This is a genomic window from Pradoshia sp. Z6_59, from assembly GCF_058267515.1.
In genome coordinates, this window is sequence record NZ_JBZCPP010000002.1 from 308,373 (window position 1) to 333,367 (window position 24,995).

Below are 24,995 nucleotides of genomic sequence, written 5' to 3' on the forward strand. Positions count from 1 at the left end.
AACCGTTCCGCTAACAATTAAGCCATGAAAAGTTTCATTTTTACTATTTACAAACTGACCAACTTTTACAGGGTGATAAAATGATGACTTTGAACAAACTAATTTTAACTCCTCACTAGAAGGAGAGTGAAGCAAATGGATAAGGTTGATTATGATCGTGCTTTGTATTACACGCATCGTTCAGAATGGGATAACCTCCTACTTCTGATGGTAAGGACAAAAGACCACTTTTTGTCCAAAAAAATTGAACATTTTCTGCACGCCTATCATTTCTCTAAGGATAATGCGTCCGTTGAAAAGACCCTAAATGCCCTTCTTCAATATATAGACCATGCAACATTCCTGCCTTATGATCAGGAAGAAGGATGGGCGATGCAGACTTTTTAATATCTTTATTTTTTTCTGTGGTGGGAAAAATATACGGTTAAATGCAAACAGCGAAACCAAGGGTATAAACAAACAGAGAGCTGACCTTTTGTCAGCTCTCTGTTTTGTATTTTATATTTCTGATACTTTTTGCATCATTTCATTCATAAAGGACTGAAGCTTTTGTTCACTTGCTTGTTTTTGGCTATCCTTAACAGCAAAGTAGAACTTAATTTTAGGCTCAGTTCCGGATGGTCTTAAACAAACCCAAGACTCATCTTCAAAGAAATATTTAAGAACATTGGATTTTGGTAAATGGATTGCTTCCTCTTCATTCGTAAGTAAATCCATTCGTGTGCTTTCTTTATAATCTTCAACAGCCACTACTTTTACACCTGCAAGAGAGGCTAGCGGCTCCTTACGGAATGTAGCAAGAATTTGCTGGATTTGAGCAGCTCCTTCTTTTCCTTTTAGAGTCAAGGAACGCATTCCTTCTAAGTAATAACCATGCTTCTCATATAAATCCTCTAATGCCTGATATAAGGTTTTTCCAAGGCGTTTGTAATGGGCACAAATTTCTACCGCCATTACTGCAGCCTGAACCGCATCTTTATCACGGGCAAAATCTTTAATTAATGAGCCATAGCTTTCTTCATATCCAAATAGGAAAGAATATTCTCCAGACTCTTCATATTGCTTAATTTTTTCTCCAATAAATTTAAATCCAGTCAAAACATCTTCCGTTTCAACACCATAGCTGGAGGCAATGGAACGGCCAAATTCTGATGTTACAATTGTTTTGAACATAATTCCATTTTTAGGCAATGTTCCTTTTTCCTGTTTCTGAGACAGAATATAGTCTAAGAATAACGCACCTGTTTGGTTACCGGTTAAAACCGTATATTCTCCTTCTTCATTCTTAACAGCAATGCCAACACGGTCAGCATCTGGATCTGTACCAATTAAAATATCCGCGCCAATCTCTTTACCTTTAGTGATTGCCAATTCAAAAGCAGCATGCTCTTCTGGGTTAGGAGATTTTACAGTTGAGAATTCAGGATCAGGTAATTCTTGTTCTTTTACAACTTCCACATGTTCATAGCCTAAATCCTTCAATGCTCGGCGAACAGAAAGATTAGCTGTACCATGAAGCGGTGTGAAAACGACTTTAACATCTACTTCTTTTGCTAAATTAGGCTGTTCAGAAATAGTTAGCACTTTTTCATTGTATGCATCGTCTACTTCTTTACCGATGATTTTAATTAATCCTTTATCACGTAAGACAGACTCTTCCTCCACTTTAATTTCAAGTTCATTTTCAATGGCATTAACCATCTCAATCAGAACATCTGCATCAGCAGGAGGCAGTTGTCCACCATCTTCGTTATACACTTTATATCCATTATATTCTGGAGGATTATGGCTTGCCGTAATAACAATACCACCTATTGCATGTAAGTATCGAACTGCAAAAGAAAGCTCCGGAGTTGGACGAAGGCTATCAAATACATAAGCTTGAATGCCGTTTGTTGCCAATGTTTTTGCTGCTTCCATCGCAAACTCAGGTGATTTATGTCTGGAATCATAAGCAATAACAACTCCACGTTGTTTTGCTTCTTCTCCTAATTTCTCAATATAGGATGCAAAGCCTTGTGTTGCTTTACGGATTGTATAAACATTCATGCGGTTTGTTCCTACACCAATCTCGCCACGCATACCGCCTGTACCAAATTCTAAATTTTTATAGAAACAATCTTCTAACGCTACTTCATCATCCACAAGAGCAGTCAATTTTTCATGAAGCTCTGGTTCAAGCGTTAAATGATCATTCCATTTATTAAAAGTTGTTTTCCAATCCATTTATTTTATTCCTCCTAAATAATTGCTAACTAAATAAGATCTTCTTTATTTTACTAAAAATTTAATATTTATTGAATATTTTCAAGTAATATCTTCAGAGAAATATTTACCAATCACTACTTTTTGTAATGAAGCTCATATAAGTCCCTTCTCCGATCCTTTAGTTGGCGTACGGTCCCGGATAATCTTTGACGGCGCAATATTTCAAGGTCTACATCTCCAATCATCACCATTTCAATATTAGCATTCGTTTCACCCACAATGCCATCACGCGGATATTCAAAATCAGAGGGTGTAAAGATCGCCGATTGCGCATATTGAATGTCCATATTTTCTGTTTGTGGCAGATTGCCTACTGTTCCAGATATGACGGTGTAAACTTGATTTTCGACTGCACGTGCCTGAGCACAGTATCTAACCCGTAAATATCCCTGTCGATCTTCTGTACAGAATGGAGTGAAAATAATATTTGCTCCTTTATCTGTCGCAATTCTGGATAATTCAGGAAACTCGATATCATAGCAAATTAACATGGAGATTTTTCCGCAATCCGTATCGAATACATTTACCTCATCGCCTTCATTAATCCCCCACCACTTTTTCTCATTCGGTGTAATATGGAGTTTATATTGCTTTTCGATTGTTCCATCTCTCCTAAAGAGGTAAGCAATATTATAAATATTATCATCCTCTTCTTTTACAAAATGGGAACCGCCAATAATATTTACATTATAGCGGACCGCCAAGTTTGTAAACAACTCAATATATTGCTCTGTAAAATCTGTTACTTTTCGCACTGCCTTACTTGGAACCTTTTCATCTAAAAAGGACATCAATTGAGAGGTTAAAATTTCTGGAAATACTACAAAATCAGAATCTGCATCAGCTGCCACATCAACAAAGTATTCAACTTGGTTCGCGAAATCTTCGAAGGAGTTAATTTTTCTCATCATATATTGAACGACACATATGCGGACTGGATAAGCTGTTTTATAATACCGTTTGGATTTAGGACGATAATCTACATTATTCCATTCCATAAGTGTTGCATATTTTCCTGATGCTCGGTCATCCTCCAAATAGTTTTGATTAATACGTGTGAGCGTAAATTCATTCAGAAATTGGAAGGATAAGACCGGATCATATATTTTATGTAAGCGTACTTCTTCCACATATTCACGTGCAGTCATTTGATCTGCATATTTATGGTAGTTTGGAATCCTTCCACCGATAATAATACTTTTTAGATTTAATTTACGGGCTAATTCCTTACGTTCCTCATACAAACGATGCCCAACCTTCATTTTTCTATACTTAGGATGGACCATAACTTCTATACCATAAAGATTTAAACCATCTGGATTATGGTTGGTGATATATCCGTCATCTGTTATTTCAGACCAGGTATGACGATCATCATATTCATCAAAATTAATGATTAAACTAGAGCATGAACCAATCACTTCATCATTTAATTCTGCTACAAATTGTCCTTCCGGAAAAATGGATAAATGGCTTTCCAAATGCTCGCGTTTCCACGGATCCATCCCGGGAAAACAAAGCTTTTGAAGCTCCATAATATCATCTATATCGCGGATCTCCATTCGCCTAATTTCCATTTTATGTTCATATTTAGTTAAATCCAATTCCTCTGTCACGGACACGACACTCCTTTTTCAAACCCATTCTCTCTATCCTCTGTTTTTTCCCATATATCTGTTTTTTTAAACAATGGACAAGGACCAAATGGAAAGAAAACTCGATACAGCTGCCGTCATATAAAGATAAACTGCTGGATTTATCTCCAACAGCTTTAGTGCTTTATCTTTCTATTAAATAAACTATAGCTTCCCATGGTCTCAAGATTGTCTCAACTGCAGTTTCTTGCTTAGCACGATCAGGGTAATTACTTATTACCTTTTGTCCAGGATAATCTTTTACACTATTCGGCCAAGTTACTGGTTGTTCCTCACCCGTAAAATTCGTTAATACAAGCAATGTTTGATTATCAAGATGTCTCATATAGGCAAAGATATGTTGGTTTTCTGCTTCAATCAATTCATAACTTCCATCTACTATAATTCGCATTTCCTTACGCAGGGCGATTAGCTTCTTATAATAGTAGAAAATCGAATCAGGATCATTTAATGCACTCTTAGCGTTTATATCCACATAGTTTGGATTTACGTTAATCCACGGTTTCCCGGCTGAAAAGCCAGCTTGCTCAGAGTTATCCCACTGCATTGGGGTACGTGCATTGTCACGGCCTTTTGCAAAGATGCCCTTCATGATCTGCTCTGGCTCCATGCCTTTTTCTATTTTTTCATTGTACATATTTATACTCTCGATATCCCGGTAATACTCAATATCAGGAAATTGTACATTTGTCATTCCGATTTCCTCACCCTGATATATATAAGGAGTACCCTGCAGGAAATGCAGACATGTACCCAGCATTTTGGCTGATTCTATACGATATGTGCCATCATCCCCAAAACGGGAAACGATTCTCGGCTGGTCATGATTATTCCAATAAAGACTGTTCCACCCTTTTCCATGCAGCTCTGTTTGCCATTTTGATAAGATTTTTTTTAATTTCACCAAGTCCAGGGGCTTAACTTCCCATTTTCCTGATGGACCGGAATCTACGTCCATATGTTCAAATTGAAAAATCATATCTAACTCATGACGATCCTCACCTGTATATAAAATACCTTCATGTGGTGTTACACCAGGGGTTTCTCCAACAGACATGACATCGTAATGCGAAAGTACCTCTTTATTCATTTCCTGTAAATACTCATGTATTTTAGGGCCGTTCATATAATAATCCGCACCAGACGCATAATCTTTGCCTTCCACAACCGGACCATCAGAGAGCGATGGATCCTTGGAAATTAGATTGATTACATCCATTCGGAATCCATCTACCCCTTTATCAAGCCAAAACTTCATAAGATCATATACTTCTTTACGAACCTTTTCATTTTCCCAGTTAAGATCCGGCTGTTTTTTAGAGAATAAATGTAAGTAATAATCATCAGTTGCTTCATTATATTGCCAAGTTGATCCGCTAAAAAAGGATTCCCAGTTATTCGGCTCTTTTCCATCTTTACCAGGACGCCATATGTAATAATCTCTATAAGGATTGTCTTTTGATTTTTTCGACTCCATAAACCATGCATGTTCATCAGATGAATGATTAACGACAAGATCCATCACAAGCCTTATGCCTCTTTTATGCATTTCCTCAAGCATCATTTCCCAATCCCGCATTGTTCCGAACTCATCCATAATATCGCGATAATCACTAATATCGTAACCATTATCATCATTTGGTGACTTATATACCGGAGAAAGCCAGACTACATCTATTCCAAGCTCTTTCAAATAGTCCAGGCGTGAGATAATTCCCTGAATATCACCCACTCCATCTCCATTGGAATCCATAAAGCTTCTTGGGTAAATCTGATAAACGACTGCTTCTTTCCACCACTGTTTCCTCATTGTCCAGCCACCTTCCTAACGATGTGTACATTGGTATTAATACTAAAAATCTGTTCCTACTTCTCTTGATATTAAAGTAAACATTTGGACCTCAAAGCCAATATACCCCAATTATGTATTGGTAAGCGATTTCTTTTTACAATATTATGATAACATACTATAATTTTAATGTAGGAAATAAGGTGAAAAGGGGGAATTTTCATGCAACGAAAAATTATAAATCGTGACAACGCCCTTTTTCTGGCATTTGCTGCAGCCTTTATAGCGATGGCCGGCAGTCTGTATTTTTCTGAAATAAAAGGCTATGAGCCATGTGTTTTATGTTGGTATCAACGGATTGTCATGTATCCTTTTACAGTAATCCTTGTGCTGGCAATATGGAAAAAAGACTATCATATTGCTTTTTATACAATGATTTTATCTGCCATTGGAGCGTGCATCTCAACCTATCACGTGCTTATTCAAAAGGTACCGTTTTTTACGGATCGCGCTGTTACATGCGGCCGAATTCCGTGTACAGGCGACTATATTAACTGGCTTGGCTTCATTACAATACCAATGCTTGCATTAATTGCTTTTATCATCATATTTGTATGCAGCTTGTATATATTTAAAGTGACAAAGGGGGAAACAAAATGAAGAAAGTCGTTATTTTCGTCGCAGCGGTTGTTTTAATTTTTGCCGCAATAGCGTATTTATCTAATAAACAGCAAACAGAAAAAACGTCAGGCAATAATCCATATGGAAAAGAAAATTTAAGACCTGCCACTGTTGATCAATTAGATGATCCATTGTATCAAAACATCATTACACCGGATGAATTGGATGAGAAGCTTGAAAAAGAAGAAGCAATGACTGTTTATTATTTCAGTCCCGAATGTCCGCATTGTGTAAAAACCACTCCAATTCTAATGCCCGTAGCAGAAGAAATGGACGAGCATATTTATCAATATAATGTGCTGGAGTTTGAGCAAGGCTGGGACGAAATCGAAGGATCAGGAACACCGACTCTTATCCATTATAAAAATGGTGAAGAAACAAGCCGTATTTCTGGAGAACATACCGCTGAAGAATTTAAACAGTGGTTTGACAATTTATAAAAAACACGCCGGGCGCAATGCTCGGCGTGTTTCTTTAAATTAAATAGGTGTTGGCTGCTTTTGTTTGGTACAATGGAAGCTCAATCTGTCTATCCTCACTAAAAAAGTGTTTATGCTCAAACGGAAAAAAGATACCAAGTTCATTCAAGAGCCGTGAATTGTGATTAAATAATTCAACAGCCTTGGAATCTTTACTTCGATTTTCTAGAATGATCATTAAGGTTTGCATACAGGATAATGCTTGAAAGGCACCTTTTAATGTACCGATATGAGAATTTGAACCCGGTACAGACAGTACTTCATTTAAGGTAAACAAATCAATTTGTTCTTTAGTAAAGTACATTGGGAACAGGTCGAAATAAAATTTCTCTACAGCCTTACCCATTTCTATATCCTGTAAACGAAGAGAGCCTTCTACAATTTTCATATTGATCACCCTCACTTTCTGCAATCTTCCTCTGTTGGCATTTATAGGATAGCACATGATATTGTATTGATAATACTAATTAACTTTGCTAAAAACGAGGTATTTACATGCTAAACGTAATTAAATCAGGTCCATATGCCCTAATTACCTGCCCTCCTGACTGGATAGGAAAATCAGTAGAAATCATTTTAAGAGATCACCTTCATATTCCAAAGAAAATGCTGCATCAATGGCGAATGAAAAAAAACGTTTTACTAAATGGTGAGGCGATTTCCTGGTCAACTAAAATAGAATCTTCTTCTATTATATATATACCCATTTATGCAGAAGATTTAAATGTGTTAGTACCGTTAAATATGAAATTAGATATCCTTTATGAGGATGATGATATTATGGTCGTGAACAAACCACCATTTCTTAATACACATCCAATCTCAGAAAATGATAACCATTCCTTAATGAATGCTGTCACCGCATATATGGATAATAATAAAATTAAGCCTCGTCATATCCATCGCTTAGATAAGGATACTTCCGGTGCCATTCTCTTTGCTAAGCATGCTTATGCGGGGGCGATACTGGATCAGGCTTTGAGTCAAGGGAAAATTAAAAGAACTTATGCAGCCCTAGTTCAGGGGATCGTAAAAAAAGAGCATGGTACGATAACTGCTCCGATTGCAAGAGACCGGCATACAGCAGGGAAAATGCGAGTATCCACTTCTGGTAAACACGCAGTAACAAAATATAAAGTTTTACAAAGATTTAAATCTAAAAATCAATCTCTTGTAGCCTGTAAATTGGAAACAGGCCGTACTCATCAAATACGAGTCCATATGAGCTCTATTGGCCATCCGCTGATTGGTGATACCTTATATGGTGGAATGAAAAGTACTACTCTTAATAGACAGGCCCTTCATGCATACAAATTAGAGTTTATACAGCCGCTTACCGGAGAAGAACTGTCGGTCGAAAGCAAAATTCCATTTATATAGTAGATTTTCTACAAATTACTAACGCAAAAAAAAGACAAATCCTTTACTACTTATTAGGGTAGAAAGGATTTGCCTTTTGCTTTTTAAGTTATATTAAGATTTTTAATTGATCGTTAGGCTGTTTTTCTTACAGCTTTCATAATCATACTTACGATGAAGATTAAAATAATCGCACCGATTAATGCCGGTATAATTGCATATCCTGCAACTGATGGTCCCATATCTCCAAAAATAGCTGTACCTAACCAAGAACCAATAATACCTGCAATAATGTTACCGATAATACCACCTGGTACATCTCTACCTACGATTAAACTTGCAACCCAACCTAAAATTCCACCTACGATTAATGATATGATAAAACTCATGTTATTTTCCTCCTTTAATTTGTTCAATTGGCCTGACTATGTCAGTTACCTGATTAGGGATAATTGCTTTATAACTTCAAAACATATTTCAATATATAGAGTAGCCAACAGACTCAAGTTTATCCCTAATTCGATTGTTAATATTTATACAAGATCTGTGGTTACTCACAAATAATTTCTTGTTCAGCCCAATTAAGGACTGTTTTCTTTTATTCAACGGCGCCGTTAATACTCTATACATTCCCGTTCATTTTTGTAATAAACATGTATGTACATTATTTATATTAAATTTAATTTAGAAGATTAAATGTTCGTTATTAAGGGTAATAATACTTCTTGCTTTTTAGATTGAGTACTAATCAATATCTAGCAAATACTATAGAAAGGTTGGTTAAACACGCTTCGCTTTTATGGGAGAATCGGTTTAAACCCAGCAATTAAATATGATTATTAGCATTGTACATCCGCTATCCAGAAAGGAAAACAAGTCCAAAGAATCTGTTTATAAAGATTTCTTTACTATATAATGGATCATTATAGGTTAAATATTCCAATAGAGATTTAATTTTAATTTGGATAGGTAAATCTGCCGTAATAATATTTTTGGTTGAGTATGGTTAACCTTACTATATAGATAGGAGGATCATACAAATGGTTTTGATAACATTTTCGATATATAATGGATGTAAGACTTCTTTTGTATTTAAGAAATTCGATTATGAAGAATCCACTTTGCAAATCATGTATGACTCCACAAAGATTAAATAGAAATGTCTATAAAAATTTGTTGTGCATAGCTTGTTCTCGTTTTGCAGACCTAGAGCATACAATACAGAACTAGCTATTAACCCGCCATTTGAAAATACCAATCATAGAATACTTTTCCATTTTTATAGAGACTACACCTCTGACTAGAAACGGTTGATTAAGCTCACCTCGAATTGCCATTAAGATCATATAAAACTTAACCTTAATCAAAATATAAAATCCTTATATATCAGGGATTCATTGGTATTTTGTCGAAAGGATTCCATTTGACTTTTTCCAGATTCAGTTTATAATTCAATATTGTTATCTCTTTTTGAGTCAGACAAAAAATAATCATAAAAATTTGAAACTACTAATAAATCTAAAATCAAATATCGAGGTGAAACAATGAGTGCATTTACGAGCAAAGCGAAGAAGAGTTTAAGTGGACCTGTTGGTTTCCTTATAGTCGCTGTTGTTCTCTTTTGGATTAAAATCTATACAAGTTATATAGTTGAATTTGATCTTGGTATCACGAATGCGATGCAAGAATTTTTACTTTTCATTAATCCAATCAGTTCAGCCGTTATTTTCTTCAGTCTTGCTTTATTAGCAAAAGGCAAACGTGCATTTAAATGGCTAGTTTTTATAAACATTATTCTATCCTTTGTACAGTATGCCAATATCGTTTATTATCGATTCTTTAACGACTTTATTACATGGCAAACATTAAAGCAGACAGAAAATCTCAATGTAGGCGACGGCGGTGGATTGCTCGGAAGTGTTATGGAGCTACTACGCATTTATGATCCACTGTATTTCCTAGATACGATCATTCTTATTTTGTTCATCGTTTATAAAAAATTTCAGCCAAGTGAAGGCCGTTTAAAATTCCGTAAAACGGGTGCAGTTTTCGTATTTGGTGTGGGAATGCTTGTATTAAATGTTGTATTAGCTGAGATTGACCGTCCTCAGTTATTAACTAGAACATTCGACCGTAACTACTTGGTCAAATATCTGGGAACCTACAATTACACAATCTATGATGGATTAAAAACGATGAAGGTGAATGCCCAAAAAGCGTCAGCTGATTCCAGTGACCTAACAGAGGTTCAAAACTTTGTACAGGCAAACTATGCAGAACCTAATAAGAAGTACTTTGGAGCGGCTGAAGGAATGAATGTGATCTATATTCATTTAGAATCCTTCCAAAACTTCCTGATTGATTACAAGTTGCATGGAGAAGAAGTAACACCTTTTATCAACTCGCTTACAAAAGATAAGAATACACTTTACTTTGATAATTTTTATCACCAAACAGGGCAAGGAAAAACATCTGACTCAGAGATGCTGCTAGAAAACTCCTTATTCGGACTATCTCAAGGTTCAGCAATGACTACAAATGGTAATAATACGTATCAGTCAGCTGCTGCTATCCTTGAACAAGAAAAAGGGTACTCCTCTGCTGTGTTCCATGGTAACTACAAATCATTCTGGAACCGCGATGAGGTTTATAAACATTGGGGTGTTCAAAACTTCTTTGACGCCAGCTATTATGACATGAAGGATGAAGATGTCTTAAACTATGGTTTAAAAGACAAACCGTTCTTTGAGCAATCTCAGCCTTTACTTGAATCCTTACCAGAACCGTTCTATACAAAGTTCATAACAGTATCTCATCACTTCCCTTATCCTATTTCTGAAGAGGATGCTACTATTGAAGCAGCAACTACAGGTGATGGATCTGTAGACCGTTATTTCCAAACAGCTCGTTATTTGGATGAATCAGTGGAAGAATTCATGAATTATTTAAAAGAAACAGGTCTTTATGACCGTTCTGTCCTTGTTTTCTATGGCGATCACTATGGTATATCTGATAACCATAATGAAGCGATGGCACAAGTACTCAATAAAGAGGAAATTACAAAATTTGATTCAGCCGAACTTCAAGAAGTACCTTTAATCATTCGTGTACCAGGTATGGAAGGCGGCGTCAAACACCAGTATGGTGGGCAGATAGATTTACTTCCTACACTCTTACACTTACTAGGTGTTGATTCAAAGAATTACATTCAACTTGGAACTGATTTACTATCAGAAGACCATACTGAGATAGTACCTTTCAGAAATGGAAACTTTATGAGCCCGAATGTAAAATATATTGATGGCAAGTACTATGATTCCACTGGAACACTTATTGAAGAAACTGAAGAGTATGCTCAAATGGGCGAATACGCGTCAACCATGCTCGCTATGTCCGATAAAATTATTTACGGAGATTTACTCAGATTCTATACACCAGAAGGTTTCAAACCTGTAGAACCATCAAAATACAACTATAATATAAATGCTGCTGATGGTGACATTCCATCAACGAAGAGCGAAGAGTAATCCGAAAGCCCCCACTTCCTAAGGAAGTGGGGGCTTTCTTCTTATCTTAAATCCTTTTTCGGTTCACATATCTGGAAAGCTTAAATGTCCCTAAATAGGGTACCATACTGTCATATCCCCTTAAAGTCTAAAACTTATCTTTTATTCCAACTAAATTGTTAATAAACTCCCTTTTCCCCTAACAATGAGTTAGTGTTAGTACGGAAAACAATTCAGATCTGAAAAGAGATTCTGTTGGTTATTTTTTTGTAAATATTATTTCTAAATATTACAGCTCTGTAAATATAACGTAAATATTAAATAAGTTGTATACGCTTTTATGTAAATATTACCTCTAAAGAAAGGTTTTTTCTTTTCATGTCTAAATAAAAGGTTTAGAATTAATTTTGCATTGTTAATCTTAATTATTATTATTATTTTCCGAAAGTGGAGGTCACTATGGTATTCAAATCAAAGAAAGATAAATTTGCGGTTATGCTTTTAAATATTTCGTCGAATTTAAAAGAAAGCTCTGATTACTTCGCAGATTATAAATTAAAAAATATCAGCGATTTAAAAATCTTCTCCGACACAATGAAGCAATATGAAACAACTGGAGATGATTATGTACATGAAGTGATCAAAGAGCTTAATAATGCTTTTATCACACCGATTGAGCGTGAAGATATATTGATGCTTGCCATGACAATGGATGATGTTCTCGATGGTCTTGAGCATTGTTCTGCGCTCTTTGAAATGTACTCTATTGTCAATGCAAATGAATATATGTTGAAATTTGTCGATGAAATTCGCAATGCCGCTCATGAAATTGACCGCGCTGTAGAATTACTAATGACTAAAAAATTAAATGACATTCGTCCTATTGCAATTAAAATAAAAGAACATGAATCTGATTGTGATACTCTGCATCGTCAATCTGTTAAACATCTTTTCCTTGTGGAAAAAGACCCAATCCGTATTATTCAGTATAAAGAAATCTACGAGAACCTTGAAGAAATTGCGGATTATTGTCAGTCTGTGGCGAATACATTAGAAACAATCGTTATGAAAAACGCTTGATGAAAGGTTCTTAAACAATTATGGATACATTACTTTTAATTACAGTATTGATTGTAATATTGGCCTTATCCTTTGATTTCATCAATGGGTTTCATGACACAGCCAATGCAATCGCAACAGCTGTGTCAACAAAAGCATTAAAACCTAGACATGCCATTTTAATGGCAGCCATTATGAACTTTGTCGGAGCCATGACTTTTACTGGTGTGGCAAAAACAATCACAAAGGATATTGTTGACCCGTTTACACTGGAAAATGGTTCAATTGTTATTATGGCAGCTTTAATCTCAGCGATTGCCTGGAATTTAATCACTTGGTATTACGGTATTCCGAGTAGTTCATCACATGCCATTATCGGTTCTATTGCAGGGGCTGCAATTGCAGCAGCAGGATTTGGTGCGATTCACTTCGACGGATTCCTAAAAATTATCTTTGCTTTATTATTCTCACCAGTTATTGCCTTTGTTGCTGGTTATATTGTTTACAGTATCTTTAAAGTAATTTTTAAAAATAACAATTTAACAAAGACCAATAAGAATTTCCGTTTCATTCAAATTGGTACTGCTGCTTTGCAGGCATATTCTCACGGAACAAATGATGCCCAAAAGGCAATGGGGATTATCACCCTTGCTTTAATCGCAAATGGCTTTACATCATCTACTGACATTCCTTTATGGGTACAGATATCCTGTGCTGCCGCAATGGGGCTTGGAACATCTGTAGGCGGTTGGAGGATTATTAAAACAGTCGGCGGAAACATTATGAAGATTCGTCCTGTTAACGGTGTAGCAGCTGACATAACCTCTGCAGCTATTATCTTTGGAGCTACCTTTATTCATCTTCCTGTAAGTACCACTCATGTTATTTCATCATCTATTATGGGTGTAGGTGCTTCCCACCGTGTAAAAGGTGTTAAATGGAGTACAGCCAAGAAAATGGTCATAACCTGGGTTATTACGATGCCTATTTCGGCAGCATTAGCTGGTTTGATTTATCTTAGTTTAAATTTCTTTTTTTAAATAAAAATTTATTAATATAGAAAGAGATTGGAGAGTATTACGTTCGTAATCCCCTCTAATCTCTTTTTTGTTTTGTATTGAATCATCATATCATATGGATATTTCTTGTATAATGGAAGCAACAACCATTTTCGGTAAGGAGTCTTTCAATGGAGAATCAGTACTATTCCAAGGATTTTTTTAAAGGATTATATGGTAGCCTGCATGAATTTGCTGATCGAATCAGTTCTTTAATCAACTATCCAATCACCATCGAGGATGCCAATCATCGATTGCTGGCATATAGTGCTCATACCAATGTTACCGATCAAGCCCGTATTCTAACCATTATGGGCAGACGTGTACCTGAAAAAGTAATTAATGCTCTGTGGAAAAAAGGAATAATTCCCTTCCTACTTCAAAATGATAAGCCTATTATTGTTGACCCCCTTGATGATGTGGGACTTGGTAAAAGAATTGCTGTTTCAATACGAAAAAATGATGAGATTCTGGGGTTTATTTGGGCTCTTGAATCGGATACTGCCATCACGGATGAAAAACTATCCATACTGGCATTTGCAGCAAAGGAAGCAAAAAATCAGCTCTTACTTCTTCAGTCGCGCTTAAAAAGTCAGGAAGACAACTATCAGGAATTCTTTTGGAAACTTTTAACCGGACATTATCCTACTGAAAAGGAAATACTCGCAGATTCGGTTAAATTCCCATTTACATTATCGAAACATTATACGATTCTTGTATTTGAGTTCACATCCTCTATTGATATTGACTTGGATAAACAAATCGTCTATTTAATCAGTACAACACAAAAAGTATCTATTATCTTTCATACGATAGATCAAAATAAACTTATTCTTTTACTGAATACCAGTAAGAATCAATCTAAGGATTTGATATCATTCTTTATTCGATCCTTTAAGGCTGATATGAAGGAACGTTTTAACGTTACCATTTGTTCGGAAGGCTGCGGAAATGTATATTCTGACTATATTGATACCAGTAAGAGCTATTTAGAAGCTCTTGAGGTTATTAGTTTAAAAAAAAGATATACAGCTGAATTAACTAATGTTCAATGGTACGATGAACTTGGTCTTTATCAATACCTCCATATAATCAGTGAAAAACGAAGCAGCCAACAAAAACAACTCCCTACCGGTCTGAATATCCTAAAAAAATATGATGAACAACATCAAACACAGCTATATGAAACGTTAGAAATCTATTTAACAAATAATTCTAATCCTGCTTTTACTGCCAACACTCTGCATATACACCCTAATACTCTTTCTTACCGTTTAAAAAGAATAACAGAGATCAGCCAATATGATTTAAAGGATCATAAAATAACCTCTCATCTCTTAATTGAAATGAAATTAGCTAAATATTAATCATATATATAAGTTCATAACCAAAAATTATTTGAACGTTTTGTGAATTATCACAAAACGTTATTTTTAAATTTTCTGTTTTTAACATACTATTCAGATAAAATACGGATTATAATAATTGTACATTAGATAAGACTGGAGGATAAAACATGCTGATAGGAATCCCAAAAGAAATTAAAAACAACGAAAATCGTGTTGCCATAACTCCAGCAGGCGTTTTGACTTTGGTATCTGCCGGACATAAAGTCATGATTGAATCCTCAGCTGGAATGGGCAGTGGCTTTACAGATTCAGATTATGAATCTGCAGGCGCTATTATATACGCAACTGCAGCAGAGGTTTGGACAAAAGCAGACATGATTATGAAAGTTAAAGAACCACTACCTGAGGAATACACTTATTTTCGTCCTGGTTTGATTTTATTCACTTACCTTCACTTAGCTGCTTGTCCAGAATTAACAAAAGCATTAGTTGATTCTGAGGTTTTTTCCATCGCTTATGAAACAGTTTCATCTGGAAAATCATTGCCTTTATTAACTCCAATGAGTGAGGTAGCCGGCAGGATGGCTGTTCAGCTCGGTGCGCAATATTTAGAAAAGCCAGAGGGCGGCAAAGGAATCTTATTAGGCGGTGTTCCAGGGGTTAAAAGAGGAAAAGTAACCATTATTGGCGGTGGTGTAGTTGGTACGAATGCTGCCAAAATTGCCATCGGCTTAGGAGCAGAAGTTACCATTATCGATTTAAGCCCTGATCGTTTAAGGGAGCTTGATGATATTTTCGGCAACCAAGTGACTACCATTATCTCTAATCCATTTAATATTGCTGATGCTGTTGCTGAATCTGATTTGGTAATTGGTGCTGTTCTTATACCAGGTGCTAAGGCGCCAAAGCTTGTGACAGATTCAATGGTACAAGCTATGACTCCTGGTTCAGTGATTATAGACGTGGCAATCGATCAAGGTGGCATTTTTGAAACAGTCGACCATATTACCACACATGATTGTCCAACATATACAAAACATGGCGTGATTCATTATGCCGTAGCCAATATACCAGGTGCAGTACCAAGAACCTCTACGATAGCTTTAACAAATGTAACTATTCCATATGCCCTTGAGATTGCAAATAAAGGAGCAATCCAAGCTATTACGGATAATGCTGGCTTAGCTAAGGGGGTTAACACGCTTAACGGTTATGTTACCTATGAAGCGGTAGCCACAGATCTTGGATACACTTATAAGGCGATTAAAGATGCTATGAATCTGACAGCCGAAGAAAGCCTCAACTAAGAAACTGGATAATAAAAAACAGATGTAACGGTTTTAACCGTTACATCTGTTTTTTTGTTAGGTTCGTATAAGGGGCATACTCATACAACGAGGACCTCCCCTGCCACGTGACAGCTCTGAACTTGGGATTTCGATAACTTCCACTCCAAAATCTTGAAGTAGCTTATTTGTTACTTGATTGCGATCATACGTAATTACAACTCCCGGCGCTATTGCCAGTGTATTGGATCCATCATTCCATTGTTCTCTCGGTGAAACGATATCATCTCCCCCACCACATGGAATTAAGGCCAGTTCCGATAAGTTCAATACTTCCTTCAAGGTATCTACTAAATTATATCTTCTTGATATTTGGATACCAGACTCATTTACCAGCTCCAAAATGAAGATATTCATCTGCCCATTTGTCCCTTCAATTTCCGGATGAATAGTGAACTTATCATAATCAACCATAGTAAACACTGTATCTAAATGCATAAATGCACGCTTTTTTGGAATCTCAACAGCTAGTACTTTTTTATAGGTCATAGAATTACTAAGCAGATTAAAGGCCATCCTTTCAATTGCCCGTGCTGATGTGCGCTCACTTACACCAATGGCCACAACCTCATCACTTAATACTAGAATGTCCCCTCCTTCAATTGCAAAAGGCTCGGAACGATCGGACCAGTGTTTATAATCATGACTTTGATAATCAGGATGATGTTTCATAATAAATTCCCAAAATAGAGATTCCCTTTTCCTGGCCGCTGTAGACATTTTATGAATGGTCATTCCATCCCCTATGATTGCTGCAGGGTCTCTTGTAAAGTACAGATTTGGAAGGGGATCAATATAAAAAGGATAATAGGTTGATAGAAAATCATCCAGATGAACTTTTTTACGATCATCCAGTTCTTTTTTTAATACACCCTCCATTAATTTTCTGACTAACTCTGTATCTGTTAAGGATTCAAGGTATTCTTTAACCATTTCATAGCTTCCAACAAGATGATGTTTACTTTCGCGTAAAAAAGTATCTATTAACTGCAACTTGATTTCTGGAGAAGTAAATGACTCTTTAACTAAACTTTCCAAATAGATGACCTCAACATTTCGTTTTTCCAGCTCAGTTGCAAATTGATCATGCTCCAATTGCATCCTGGGAAGGAAGGGAATATCATCAAATAGCAATCTCTCCATATTTGAAGGAATTACATGCTCAATTTCTTTACCCGGCCTATGTAATAGTACTTTTTTAAGTTGGCCTATTTCAGATGAAATATGTAATTTGTTTTCTGTTTTAAACACTCCACCAATCCCCTTTGAAATACCATATTATATTTTATCTAGATATTTCCCCTTTTATAGGAAAACGTAATCCTATTACACCAAATTATTTATATCACACACCCATTTCCCTAATAATACTTTATTTGTAAATTTATTTCCAATAGTTTTATTTTCCTGAATCCGATTAAACACTTTTTTAGTATAGTTATTTATGTTAATATAGATTTACAAACCAATGTATTTATATACAAAAAAGTTATTCTCATATTCATATCTTCAGCTTACTATGTGTAAAAACATTATTTAAAAATTAATAATTATTGAATATTTATGAATCTTTTTACTTCGCTAAAGCGTTAAAAAAACTATTGTTATTTAGTTAAAATTTTTTTAAAATAATGTTTATGCGAAATGAAATAAGGAGAGGAAATAAAGATGTCAGTTAACACTCAAGCTCAGGAGCTTGGCAAGAAAAAGCATCCTCCTGGATTATATCTTTTATTCCTAACAGAAATGTGGGAAAGATTTAGTTATTACGGCATGCGTGCCATTTTAATCCTCTATTTAACTACTGAATTAGTCAGTGGCGGATTAGGGATTGATAATAAAACAGCTCTCAGTATCTATGGATTCTACACTGGTGCTGTTTACTTCACGCCGCTTGTCGGTGGATGGTTAGCAGACCGCTATTTAGGTCACCGTCTGTCCATCACGATTGGTGGGGTCTTGATGGCTTTAGGTAATATCGCGTTGTTCGCCCATCAAAGCCAAACATTCTTATACATTGGCTTAGCTCTATTAATCGCTGGTAATGGTTTCTTCAAACCAAATATTTCCACATTACTTGGCCAATTATATGAAGGCAATGAATCTCGCCGTGACGCAGGTTATACAATTTTCTATATGGGTATAAATGTTGGTGCTTTCTTTGCTCCATTAGTTATCGGTTTTGTTTCGGAAGACTTATTTACTAAGACAATTGACGGTGTTATGACCTATGGCTACAAATATGGTTTCTTAATTTCAGCAATTGGTATGATCATTGGTCAATTACTATTTAACTTATTGGCTAACAAATATTTAGGTGATGCTGGTAAACGCCCAGCAGTTTCTGCAACAAAAGAATCTAAAGAAAAATCCAATGCTCCATTAACACGCAGTGAGAAACAACGTACATGGGTAATCATTATCATTACTTGCTTTGTTGTTTTCTTCTGGGCTGGTTTTGAACAAGCTGGAAGTTCGTTAACTCTATATACAAAAGACTTTGTAGATCGTGAAGTATTCGGTTGGACAGTGCCAGTATCCTGGTTCCAATCACTTAACCCATTATTCATCGTACTCTTGGCACCAATTGTATCTGCATTATGGGTTAAACTTGCAAGTTCCAAACGTGGTGACATCCCAGTTCCAACTAAAATGGCAATGGGTATGATTACGCTAGGTTTAGGTTATATCGTATTGTTATTTGCAATTTTCAAAACAGGTAATGATGCTGCAAGCATTCAACAAAAAGCAAGTATCATGTTCATCGTGGTAACATACTTCCTTCATACAATGGGTGAATTGTTCTTATCTCCAGTAGGACTTTCCCTTGTAAGTAGAATTGCTCCAGTTAAATTAGCGTCCTTGCTAATGGGTGTATGGTTAGCTTCTTCTGGTGTCGCTAACATTATTGCTGGACAATTAGCTGCTGTAACACAATCACTTGGATATTTTGAAGTATTCGCCCTTATCGGCGGTGTAGCAATTTTCTTCGGTCTAATTCTTTTAGCACTATCCAAGAAACTTGTTGCAATGATGGAAATAAAATAATGAACTTATAAAAAAGACTGACGCAAGGCACGAGATTTTTCATCTGCCATAACGTCAGTCTTTTTTATTATATCAAACCTATACTCTCCATCTCTTTTTTAAAGAAACTTCTCTTTACATGAAATTCAGCCTTTTATTTCAAACAAAAATGTTAAAACTGACCTAAGATCAATCGCTTCCTTCAATATACTCTTTATGAACGTTTATTATGAAAAGGTTTTTTGTTTGTGCTTATTTTGAATTGTCCACCCTGTTTTACTTTTAGCACGATGCCTTCATCGTTCACAATGTGAGGAACCACTTCAATTCCTTTTCGTCCTTCACGTAAAATGACTATTTTCTCAAGAGGAGCGGAAAGCTCTTCTTGAGGCAGACTAATGAATACATAGTTCGAGAAGTGAATGCTCTTACCATTTGTAGAAGCTCCAAAGATCAGTCGGTTTTTTTTCAATGAAAGACTCATTGTTAAAGTATTTGCATATTTTTCTTTAAACTCACTTGTATCAACCTGAATCTTTACACCGGTATTTGTGACTAATGTTACCTTTCCCACATCCGATGCCTTGATTGTATTCAACTGCTCTTCTGTAAAAGTAAACGAGAAACCATTTTTCTTCTTAGTCATAGTGGCTGTTAAATCTTCACTTGACCAGTTCCCGTTTGATTTAGTGGTTGGAGGATATTTTTTCTTTGTAACCTTAAATAATCCCTCCTTCTCACTTGATGTTATTGGTCCCATGGGGCTTGCTGCCATCGCTAATTCAGCTCGATATCTGCCTGCATTCAATGATAATAGTAAGTCTTCAACAGATTGATAGAAATCCAGATTGGATTGTTCCACTACTATTTCACCTTTTTTATTATATATACGCAGTAATGGTTTTACACTTTCCGAACTGGCTTCAGTTACACCACTATGAGTTATCTGGTATTTCCCACTGTCTGTTGTCCCCACTTTTTCGACGATTTGCCCATTCGCCAAACGTTCATACACAATCTCCTGATTTTCCGCGATGCTATAATCAGACGTCTTATTCACAATTACCGAACTAATGGTATTTCCATATTCATCTTGAATGGATGTATCGGCAGATAAAGGTTCACCTTGCTTCAGTTTGTTATCCTTTAAAGCAATGGAAGCCTTGAATTGGCCGCCTACCTTCCAGTTTACCTTTTCATCAGCGCTGAATGTTTGTGTACCTTTATATAAGAAGTAATTCCAGATATAATCAGTTGATTCTGGATCTCCATAACCAAGCTGTACCTGCAAGTCCATTTCCATATCAGCTGGCACATAGAATTTATGGCCAACTCGCAATGTTTTTGTAAATGCCGAGCTATATTGATTGTATGGATACAATATAGCTCCACGAACATCTTTGAAGTCTTCAGTATTTGCATCGATTTTAATTTCCGCTAATTCTTCCGTATTGAAGATAACTTGATTTTCATCGTCAGCTTTGATTTCTACATCGTTTTCTAAGAAATAATAGTTTGATTTTTTGCCATCAGCATTTGGCAGGGTAACATAGTTGCCTTCAATGACAAATGAACCTGGCTCCAAGTAAACTGCATCTTTTTTGTAATTTTGCAAGTTGTTTGCTGTTGGATATATTGTTTTCCCATTTACTTCAACAGGCTTTTTGATCATCCAAAGCTTCGTAGAAACATTATCTAGTTTTTCACTGCCCTCCATTGCTGTGATTGAGACTTTTTGCATATTATCAGGAATGGTTATCGGTTCAGAAAGTTCTTCAAGGTCAGTAAATTGACGGAACAAATACGCAAACTCACCAGTCGATGTTGTATACCGGATGATTGCAACATTTCCATTTTCCTCTTCACTCAATTCAAGATTTGATGGAATCGACAATGCCTTCGTGGAAGAATCTGAATTCCGCCCAAATGCGTGTACCCACTCATATTCGCCATGCTCGTCTTTTTCCGCTCGATTGATTGTCACGTATGTTGCTACATTTTGATCTTTATCATTTTTTAATGTCAAATTGACACCAGAATCTTGCAAATCGATGGTCATCGCCTTTTTCAAACCACCCTGTGCAAGCGGGCTTGAATCCAATGCTAATGATAGCTGATACTTTCCGTTTGTAACTGTTGAGCTGGTTGGTACCCAGAATGAATAGAAATAATAACTACGGTTAGCTGGATTCGTAGGGTTTTTCGCATTGCTATTCAGCATGATCTTGCCATCTGAAACCCTCTTCACCTGATATTCAGGATATATGTCACCAAAGTTTATCGCAGCTACGGTATTTTCCTCATCCATAATGACCGTTTCACCAGTTTCAACATTCTTCTTATACAATGCGTTTGTCGGATCTACCGAACCACGGTACATCCCAACTAACATGTTTCCGTATTCATCAGAGAATACTTGCTTTGTATAAATCGCACCATCCAATTTATAAGCCGTATACGGGCTTGTACGCTCAATATATGTCAATCCGCGTTGGACATAATAACGTTTTAATGACTCTTGATCTGGAAGGAATTCACTGATTTCAAGCGATCCACCAGCTTTAATCGATGTTTTTTTGCCTTTTTTAACAACAGCGGTTTGGTCATCATTCGCAAGAACATAAATCCAATTATCACCGCCTTTAGGATCCTTGACTTCCGCATCGATAATATAATCGTATTCATCAGCTGTTACGAAAAATCTTTGGCCTGTTAATACTTCAGATGTACCAAAAATTTCAGACACATCTTTGTTATCCAGGTAAAGCACTGCGTTAACAAGCTTTCCGTCTGAATTATCGATAGCGATTTCACCCGATTCACGACTATCAAAGACCAATGACGATGTTTTACTCGTGATAGAAGCATCAGAGTTTGTCAAAAAGTATGTGTCTCCTTCTTGTTTATAATAAGAGTAAAGGCTGTATGCTCCTTTATCCAAATACACAACCGGGGACTTTGTTGCATTTTCTTCATTGATTGCCGTATCGGCAGTAATATCCAACCCTTCTTCATCTTTCATCTTAATGAAGTATTGTGCACCTTCAACATTTTCACCATTTGCGCCAAGTGTTTTCAATGATACCGCTTGCGTTTTATTACTGGACAATTCCACTGTGCCGCTGCTGTTTACTTCACGTGAATACATGAACCATGCATTGCCTTCTTCGGAATCAAATTTTCCTTGAACGACAACTGTAAGTTTTTTTAAATCTGTACCGACATGACTAGGTACACGAACAACTCCCTCAGAGTCTGTTGCACCGGACCAAAGTAATGAATAAGAATACTCGCCATCCTTCGCTTTCACTTTTTCGTACAACTGAACGGCCGCACCTTTCGCAACAGTATCATTCGGTGTTTTCACACTGAACATATAACCAGATTGCGCTTCGTTAAGAACCTTTACAGAACGCTCAGCTTGAGTAATCTTATTTCCATTCGCATCGTACGTAACAGCGATGATTGTATGTACACCATCGGCAACCTGCGTTGTATCCCATTCTACAGAAACAGTAGTGGAGGCTTTACTCTCGCCTATGCCAATTAAGTTGGTTTCATCCGTTGTATCGATATAAAACCTTGTAGTTACAACCTCTGTGACATTATTTAATTCTGCTTGAATAGCTGTTTTACCAATAACAGTTCCATTCGCTTTTGGCAAAGTAAAGGATAAGGGAGAGATCGTTACATCATCAGATAAAGCAGCTAATGCATCGACTTTTCCATAGCCAGTTTTTTCATCAAACCCATCCGTATTCATATCAACAGCTGTCGTTGATAATGCTTCTTCTACTGCCGTTACATTCGCTTCTGGATTTTTCAATTTATATAGTGCTGCTACCGCTGCTACATGCGGTGCTGCATAAGAAGTACCGGTACCTGTTTTGTAATAACCATTTTCATCGCCTAAATCCCCTGAAATCGATGTACTCAAAACACTTACACCAGGAGCCACAAGATCCAGCGTACTACCATAGTTAGAACCCGCATACACTTGATCTTTGGCCGCAATGGCACCAACTGAAATAACGTTCGGTAATGCTGCAGGATACGAAGCATCTGCATTTCCGCCTCCGTTACCTGAAGCAGCTACAACAACAATTCCCGCTTCATGGGCTTGCTGTATAGCTTTATCGACCGATTCGCTATATTCTCCGCTAAAACTTAAGTTGATGACGTCTACTTTTTTCTCTATTGCATACTGGATCCCTCTCACAATATTATAAGCATCACCTATACCTGATTTGCTCATGACTTTAACCGGTAATATTTTAACATTGTTGTTGCCTGCTGCCCCAGCAATCCCCTTCTCATTATTGGCCTTTGCTGCAACAATTCCGGAAACAAAGGTTCCATGGCCATTATCGTCCCCTGCGAATGTTTCTTCATATCCATCAACGAAAGTGGCAGCTTCTTCCGACACACGGCCTTCCAAGTCTTCATGAGAGCTTTGGACACCTGTATCCAAGACAGCCACTACTACGTCATCTCTATCTGTGTTCTCTACTGCTTCCCAAGCTTTTGGAGCATTGATTGCTTCTAAGTTCCACTGACTGTCAAAGTATGTATCATTAACTGTACCCTCAATTGAATAAATTGTGTTTTTTTCAACAAATTCCACATTATCCATTTCTTCTAGCTTTTCGATCGAAGTTTCAACATTTTCTTCTGACACTTTATAAAGAGCCATTTCATCCGTAGTCTCTACCACTTCTCCACCCAATTGTTCAACTTTCTCCACGGATTTGGCAGAACTTTTTTCATCTTTATATTTCACGATTATTTGTTCTTCACTAGCTTTCCCACCATAAGATACATTCGTTGCTGTATTCCCCTCTGATTCTATCAATTGGCCATTGTTGGCAGTGCCGATAGCAGGCACCTCAACTTGGGTCTTTTGCACTGTTTTAGCTGAAACTGTCCCAAGCGGCATAGCAAATGTGAACGCCACTGTAGCTGCTGTTAATCCTTTGAATAACTTTTTCCCCATCTTTAAACTCCTCTTTTCGTGTAAATAGATCTTAAGTCACAAAATTTTGGGTATTTTCAGAAAATTTCTCTTGAAACTAGATATCTTCCTCCTTTTACTTCTTCGGTCTTACTCCCTAACTTTCCTAATCAACCTGATGACATGTACATCACTCAATACATAAATAACCATATATCAGTCATTTGCGGTTTAAATATTAGCAATACTGAGAATCATTGTCAATGATAATGATTCTCATTTCGATAATTTTCTAATATATTTTTTATTGACGTTTGTCGAAAATATTTTTATGACATGTATAAAGTCCTATTTTTAAACTTTGAATTGACAATTGATAATGATTATCAATATCATATAGTTTGTGTACTAGCAGATAATGACAATCATCCTTATTCTCCTACTTATTTATCACATTTAATTTTTGAA

At 36.4% G+C, this 24,995-nt stretch carries 17 protein-coding genes; 10 read left to right on the forward strand and 7 right to left on the reverse strand.

Annotated features, from left to right (window positions below):
* The first annotated feature begins 135 nt into the window (after nucleotides 1-135).
* Entirely contained in the window at nucleotides 136-387 is a 252-nt protein-coding gene (locus AC4D4B_RS03720) for a YhdB family protein (protein WP_066102706.1), read from the forward strand.
* Nucleotides 388-498: 111 nt separating this feature from the next.
* Here the strand turns inward: AC4D4B_RS03720 and AC4D4B_RS03725 are convergent, their stop codons facing one another.
* The 3 genes from AC4D4B_RS03725 to AC4D4B_RS03735 all read right to left on the reverse strand — a co-directional run bounded on the left by AC4D4B_RS03725 (nucleotide 499) and on the right by AC4D4B_RS03735 (nucleotide 5,733).
* Nucleotides 499-2,226, reverse strand: coding sequence for a phospho-sugar mutase (locus AC4D4B_RS03725; protein WP_490999202.1), 1,728 nt, complete (start codon nucleotides 2,224-2,226; stop codon nucleotides 499-501).
* Nucleotides 2,227-2,342: 116 nt separating this feature from the next.
* Complete coding sequence (locus tag AC4D4B_RS03730; RefSeq protein WP_490996932.1) at nucleotides 2,343-3,884, reverse strand: GNAT family N-acetyltransferase; 1,542 nt, start codon at nucleotides 3,882-3,884, stop codon at nucleotides 2,343-2,345.
* A gap of 163 nt (nucleotides 3,885-4,047) precedes the next feature.
* On the reverse strand, nucleotides 4,048-5,733 hold the full coding sequence (locus AC4D4B_RS03735) for a glycoside hydrolase family 13 protein (protein ID WP_490999203.1): 1,686 nt from the start codon (nucleotides 5,731-5,733) through the stop codon (nucleotides 4,048-4,050).
* Between the two features lie 201 nt (nucleotides 5,734-5,934).
* Between AC4D4B_RS03735 and AC4D4B_RS03740 the strand changes: the two genes are divergently transcribed.
* Nucleotides 5,935-6,372, forward strand: a complete 438-nt coding sequence (locus AC4D4B_RS03740; RefSeq protein WP_490996934.1) for a disulfide oxidoreductase — start codon at nucleotides 5,935-5,937, stop codon at nucleotides 6,370-6,372.
* On the forward strand, nucleotides 6,369-6,833 hold the full coding sequence (locus AC4D4B_RS03745; RefSeq protein WP_490996935.1) for a thioredoxin family protein: 465 nt from the start codon (nucleotides 6,369-6,371) through the stop codon (nucleotides 6,831-6,833). Before AC4D4B_RS03740 ends, AC4D4B_RS03745 begins: the two co-directional genes overlap by 4 nt.
* A gap of 34 nt (nucleotides 6,834-6,867) precedes the next feature.
* On the opposite strand, the gene AC4D4B_RS03750 is transcribed toward AC4D4B_RS03745, so the two are convergent.
* Nucleotides 6,868-7,260, reverse strand: a complete 393-nt coding sequence (locus tag AC4D4B_RS03750; protein WP_490999204.1) for a DUF5365 family protein — start codon at nucleotides 7,258-7,260, stop codon at nucleotides 6,868-6,870.
* Nucleotides 7,261-7,367: 107 nt separating this feature from the next.
* On the opposite strand from AC4D4B_RS03750, the gene AC4D4B_RS03755 reads away from it, so the two are divergent.
* The gene (locus AC4D4B_RS03755) at nucleotides 7,368-8,252 is read left to right on the forward strand and encodes an RluA family pseudouridine synthase (RefSeq protein ID WP_490996937.1); all 885 of its coding nucleotides are present in this window, start codon (nucleotides 7,368-7,370) and stop codon (nucleotides 8,250-8,252) included.
* Between the two features lie 113 nt (nucleotides 8,253-8,365).
* Here the strand turns inward: AC4D4B_RS03755 and AC4D4B_RS03760 are convergent, their stop codons facing one another.
* On the reverse strand, nucleotides 8,366-8,620 hold the full coding sequence (locus AC4D4B_RS03760) for a GlsB/YeaQ/YmgE family stress response membrane protein (protein WP_490996938.1): 255 nt from the start codon (nucleotides 8,618-8,620) through the stop codon (nucleotides 8,366-8,368).
* 1,155 nt (nucleotides 8,621-9,775) lie between these two features.
* Between AC4D4B_RS03760 and ltaS the strand changes: the two genes are divergently transcribed.
* The 5 genes from ltaS (at nucleotide 9,776) to ald (ending at nucleotide 16,510) form a co-directional block, all read left to right on the forward strand.
* Nucleotides 9,776-11,758, forward strand: coding sequence for a lipoteichoic acid synthase (ltaS, locus tag AC4D4B_RS03765; RefSeq protein ID WP_490996939.1), 1,983 nt, complete (start codon nucleotides 9,776-9,778; stop codon nucleotides 11,756-11,758).
* Nucleotides 11,759-12,196: 438 nt separating this feature from the next.
* Nucleotides 12,197-12,817 carry a DUF47 domain-containing protein gene (locus AC4D4B_RS03770; protein ID WP_066102736.1) on the forward strand — a complete coding sequence of 207 codons (621 nt, stop codon included), beginning with the start codon at nucleotides 12,197-12,199 and terminating at the stop codon, nucleotides 12,815-12,817.
* Between the two features lie 20 nt (nucleotides 12,818-12,837).
* Complete coding sequence (locus AC4D4B_RS03775) at nucleotides 12,838-13,836, forward strand: inorganic phosphate transporter (RefSeq protein WP_490996940.1); 999 nt, start codon at nucleotides 12,838-12,840, stop codon at nucleotides 13,834-13,836.
* Between the two features lie 149 nt (nucleotides 13,837-13,985).
* Nucleotides 13,986-15,221: a PucR family transcriptional regulator gene (locus AC4D4B_RS03780; protein WP_490996941.1), complete on the forward strand. Its 1,236-nt coding sequence runs from the start codon at nucleotides 13,986-13,988 to the stop codon at nucleotides 15,219-15,221.
* A 149-nt stretch (nucleotides 15,222-15,370) separates the two neighbouring features.
* Nucleotides 15,371-16,510: an alanine dehydrogenase gene (gene ald, locus AC4D4B_RS03785; RefSeq protein ID WP_490996942.1), complete on the forward strand. Its 1,140-nt coding sequence runs from the start codon at nucleotides 15,371-15,373 to the stop codon at nucleotides 16,508-16,510.
* 57 nt (nucleotides 16,511-16,567) lie between these two features.
* Here ald and arcA read toward each other — a convergent pair whose 3' ends face one another.
* Nucleotides 16,568-17,800: an arginine deiminase gene (arcA, locus tag AC4D4B_RS03790; protein ID WP_490999205.1), complete on the reverse strand. Its 1,233-nt coding sequence runs from the start codon at nucleotides 17,798-17,800 to the stop codon at nucleotides 16,568-16,570.
* A 417-nt stretch (nucleotides 17,801-18,217) separates the two neighbouring features.
* On the opposite strand from arcA, the gene AC4D4B_RS03795 reads away from it, so the two are divergent.
* On the forward strand, nucleotides 18,218-19,597 hold the full coding sequence (locus AC4D4B_RS03795; protein WP_077247996.1) for a peptide MFS transporter: 1,380 nt from the start codon (nucleotides 18,218-18,220) through the stop codon (nucleotides 19,595-19,597).
* 193 nt (nucleotides 19,598-19,790) lie between these two features.
* On the opposite strand, the gene AC4D4B_RS03800 is transcribed toward AC4D4B_RS03795, so the two are convergent.
* Nucleotides 19,791-24,569 carry a S8 family peptidase gene (locus tag AC4D4B_RS03800; protein WP_490999206.1) on the reverse strand — a complete coding sequence of 1,593 codons (4,779 nt, stop codon included), beginning with the start codon at nucleotides 24,567-24,569 and terminating at the stop codon, nucleotides 19,791-19,793.
* Nucleotides 24,570-24,995: the final 426 nt, after the last annotated feature.

Bases quoted from the DNA above. Each gene is read 5' to 3' on its own strand.
- AC4D4B_RS03800 (WP_490999206.1), bottom strand. From the start codon at position 24,569: ATGGGGAAAAAGTTATTCAAAGGATTAACAGCAGCTACAGTGGCGTTC.
- AC4D4B_RS03735 (WP_490999203.1), bottom strand. From the start codon at position 5,733: ATGAGGAAACAGTGGTGGAAAGAAGCAGTCGTTTATCAGATTTACCCA.
- AC4D4B_RS03740 (WP_490996934.1), top strand. From the start codon at position 5,935: ATGCAACGAAAAATTATAAATCGTGACAACGCCCTTTTTCTGGCATTT.
- AC4D4B_RS03750 (WP_490999204.1), bottom strand. From the start codon at position 7,260: ATGAAAATTGTAGAAGGCTCTCTTCGTTTACAGGATATAGAAATGGGT.
- AC4D4B_RS03745 (WP_490996935.1), top strand. From the start codon at position 6,369: ATGAAGAAAGTCGTTATTTTCGTCGCAGCGGTTGTTTTAATTTTTGCC.
- AC4D4B_RS03775 (WP_490996940.1), top strand. From the start codon at position 12,838: ATGGATACATTACTTTTAATTACAGTATTGATTGTAATATTGGCCTTA.
- ald (WP_490996942.1), top strand. From the start codon at position 15,371: ATGCTGATAGGAATCCCAAAAGAAATTAAAAACAACGAAAATCGTGTT.
- AC4D4B_RS03770 (WP_066102736.1), top strand. From the start codon at position 12,197: ATGGTATTCAAATCAAAGAAAGATAAATTTGCGGTTATGCTTTTAAAT.
- AC4D4B_RS03780 (WP_490996941.1), top strand. From the start codon at position 13,986: ATGGAGAATCAGTACTATTCCAAGGATTTTTTTAAAGGATTATATGGT.
- AC4D4B_RS03725 (WP_490999202.1), bottom strand. From the start codon at position 2,226: ATGGATTGGAAAACAACTTTTAATAAATGGAATGATCATTTAACGCTT.
- AC4D4B_RS03760 (WP_490996938.1), bottom strand. From the start codon at position 8,620: ATGAGTTTTATCATATCATTAATCGTAGGTGGAATTTTAGGTTGGGTT.
- AC4D4B_RS03720 (WP_066102706.1), top strand. From the start codon at position 136: ATGGATAAGGTTGATTATGATCGTGCTTTGTATTACACGCATCGTTCA.
- AC4D4B_RS03795 (WP_077247996.1), top strand. From the start codon at position 18,218: ATGTCAGTTAACACTCAAGCTCAGGAGCTTGGCAAGAAAAAGCATCCT.
- ltaS (WP_490996939.1), top strand. From the start codon at position 9,776: ATGAGTGCATTTACGAGCAAAGCGAAGAAGAGTTTAAGTGGACCTGTT.
- AC4D4B_RS03755 (WP_490996937.1), top strand. From the start codon at position 7,368: ATGCTAAACGTAATTAAATCAGGTCCATATGCCCTAATTACCTGCCCT.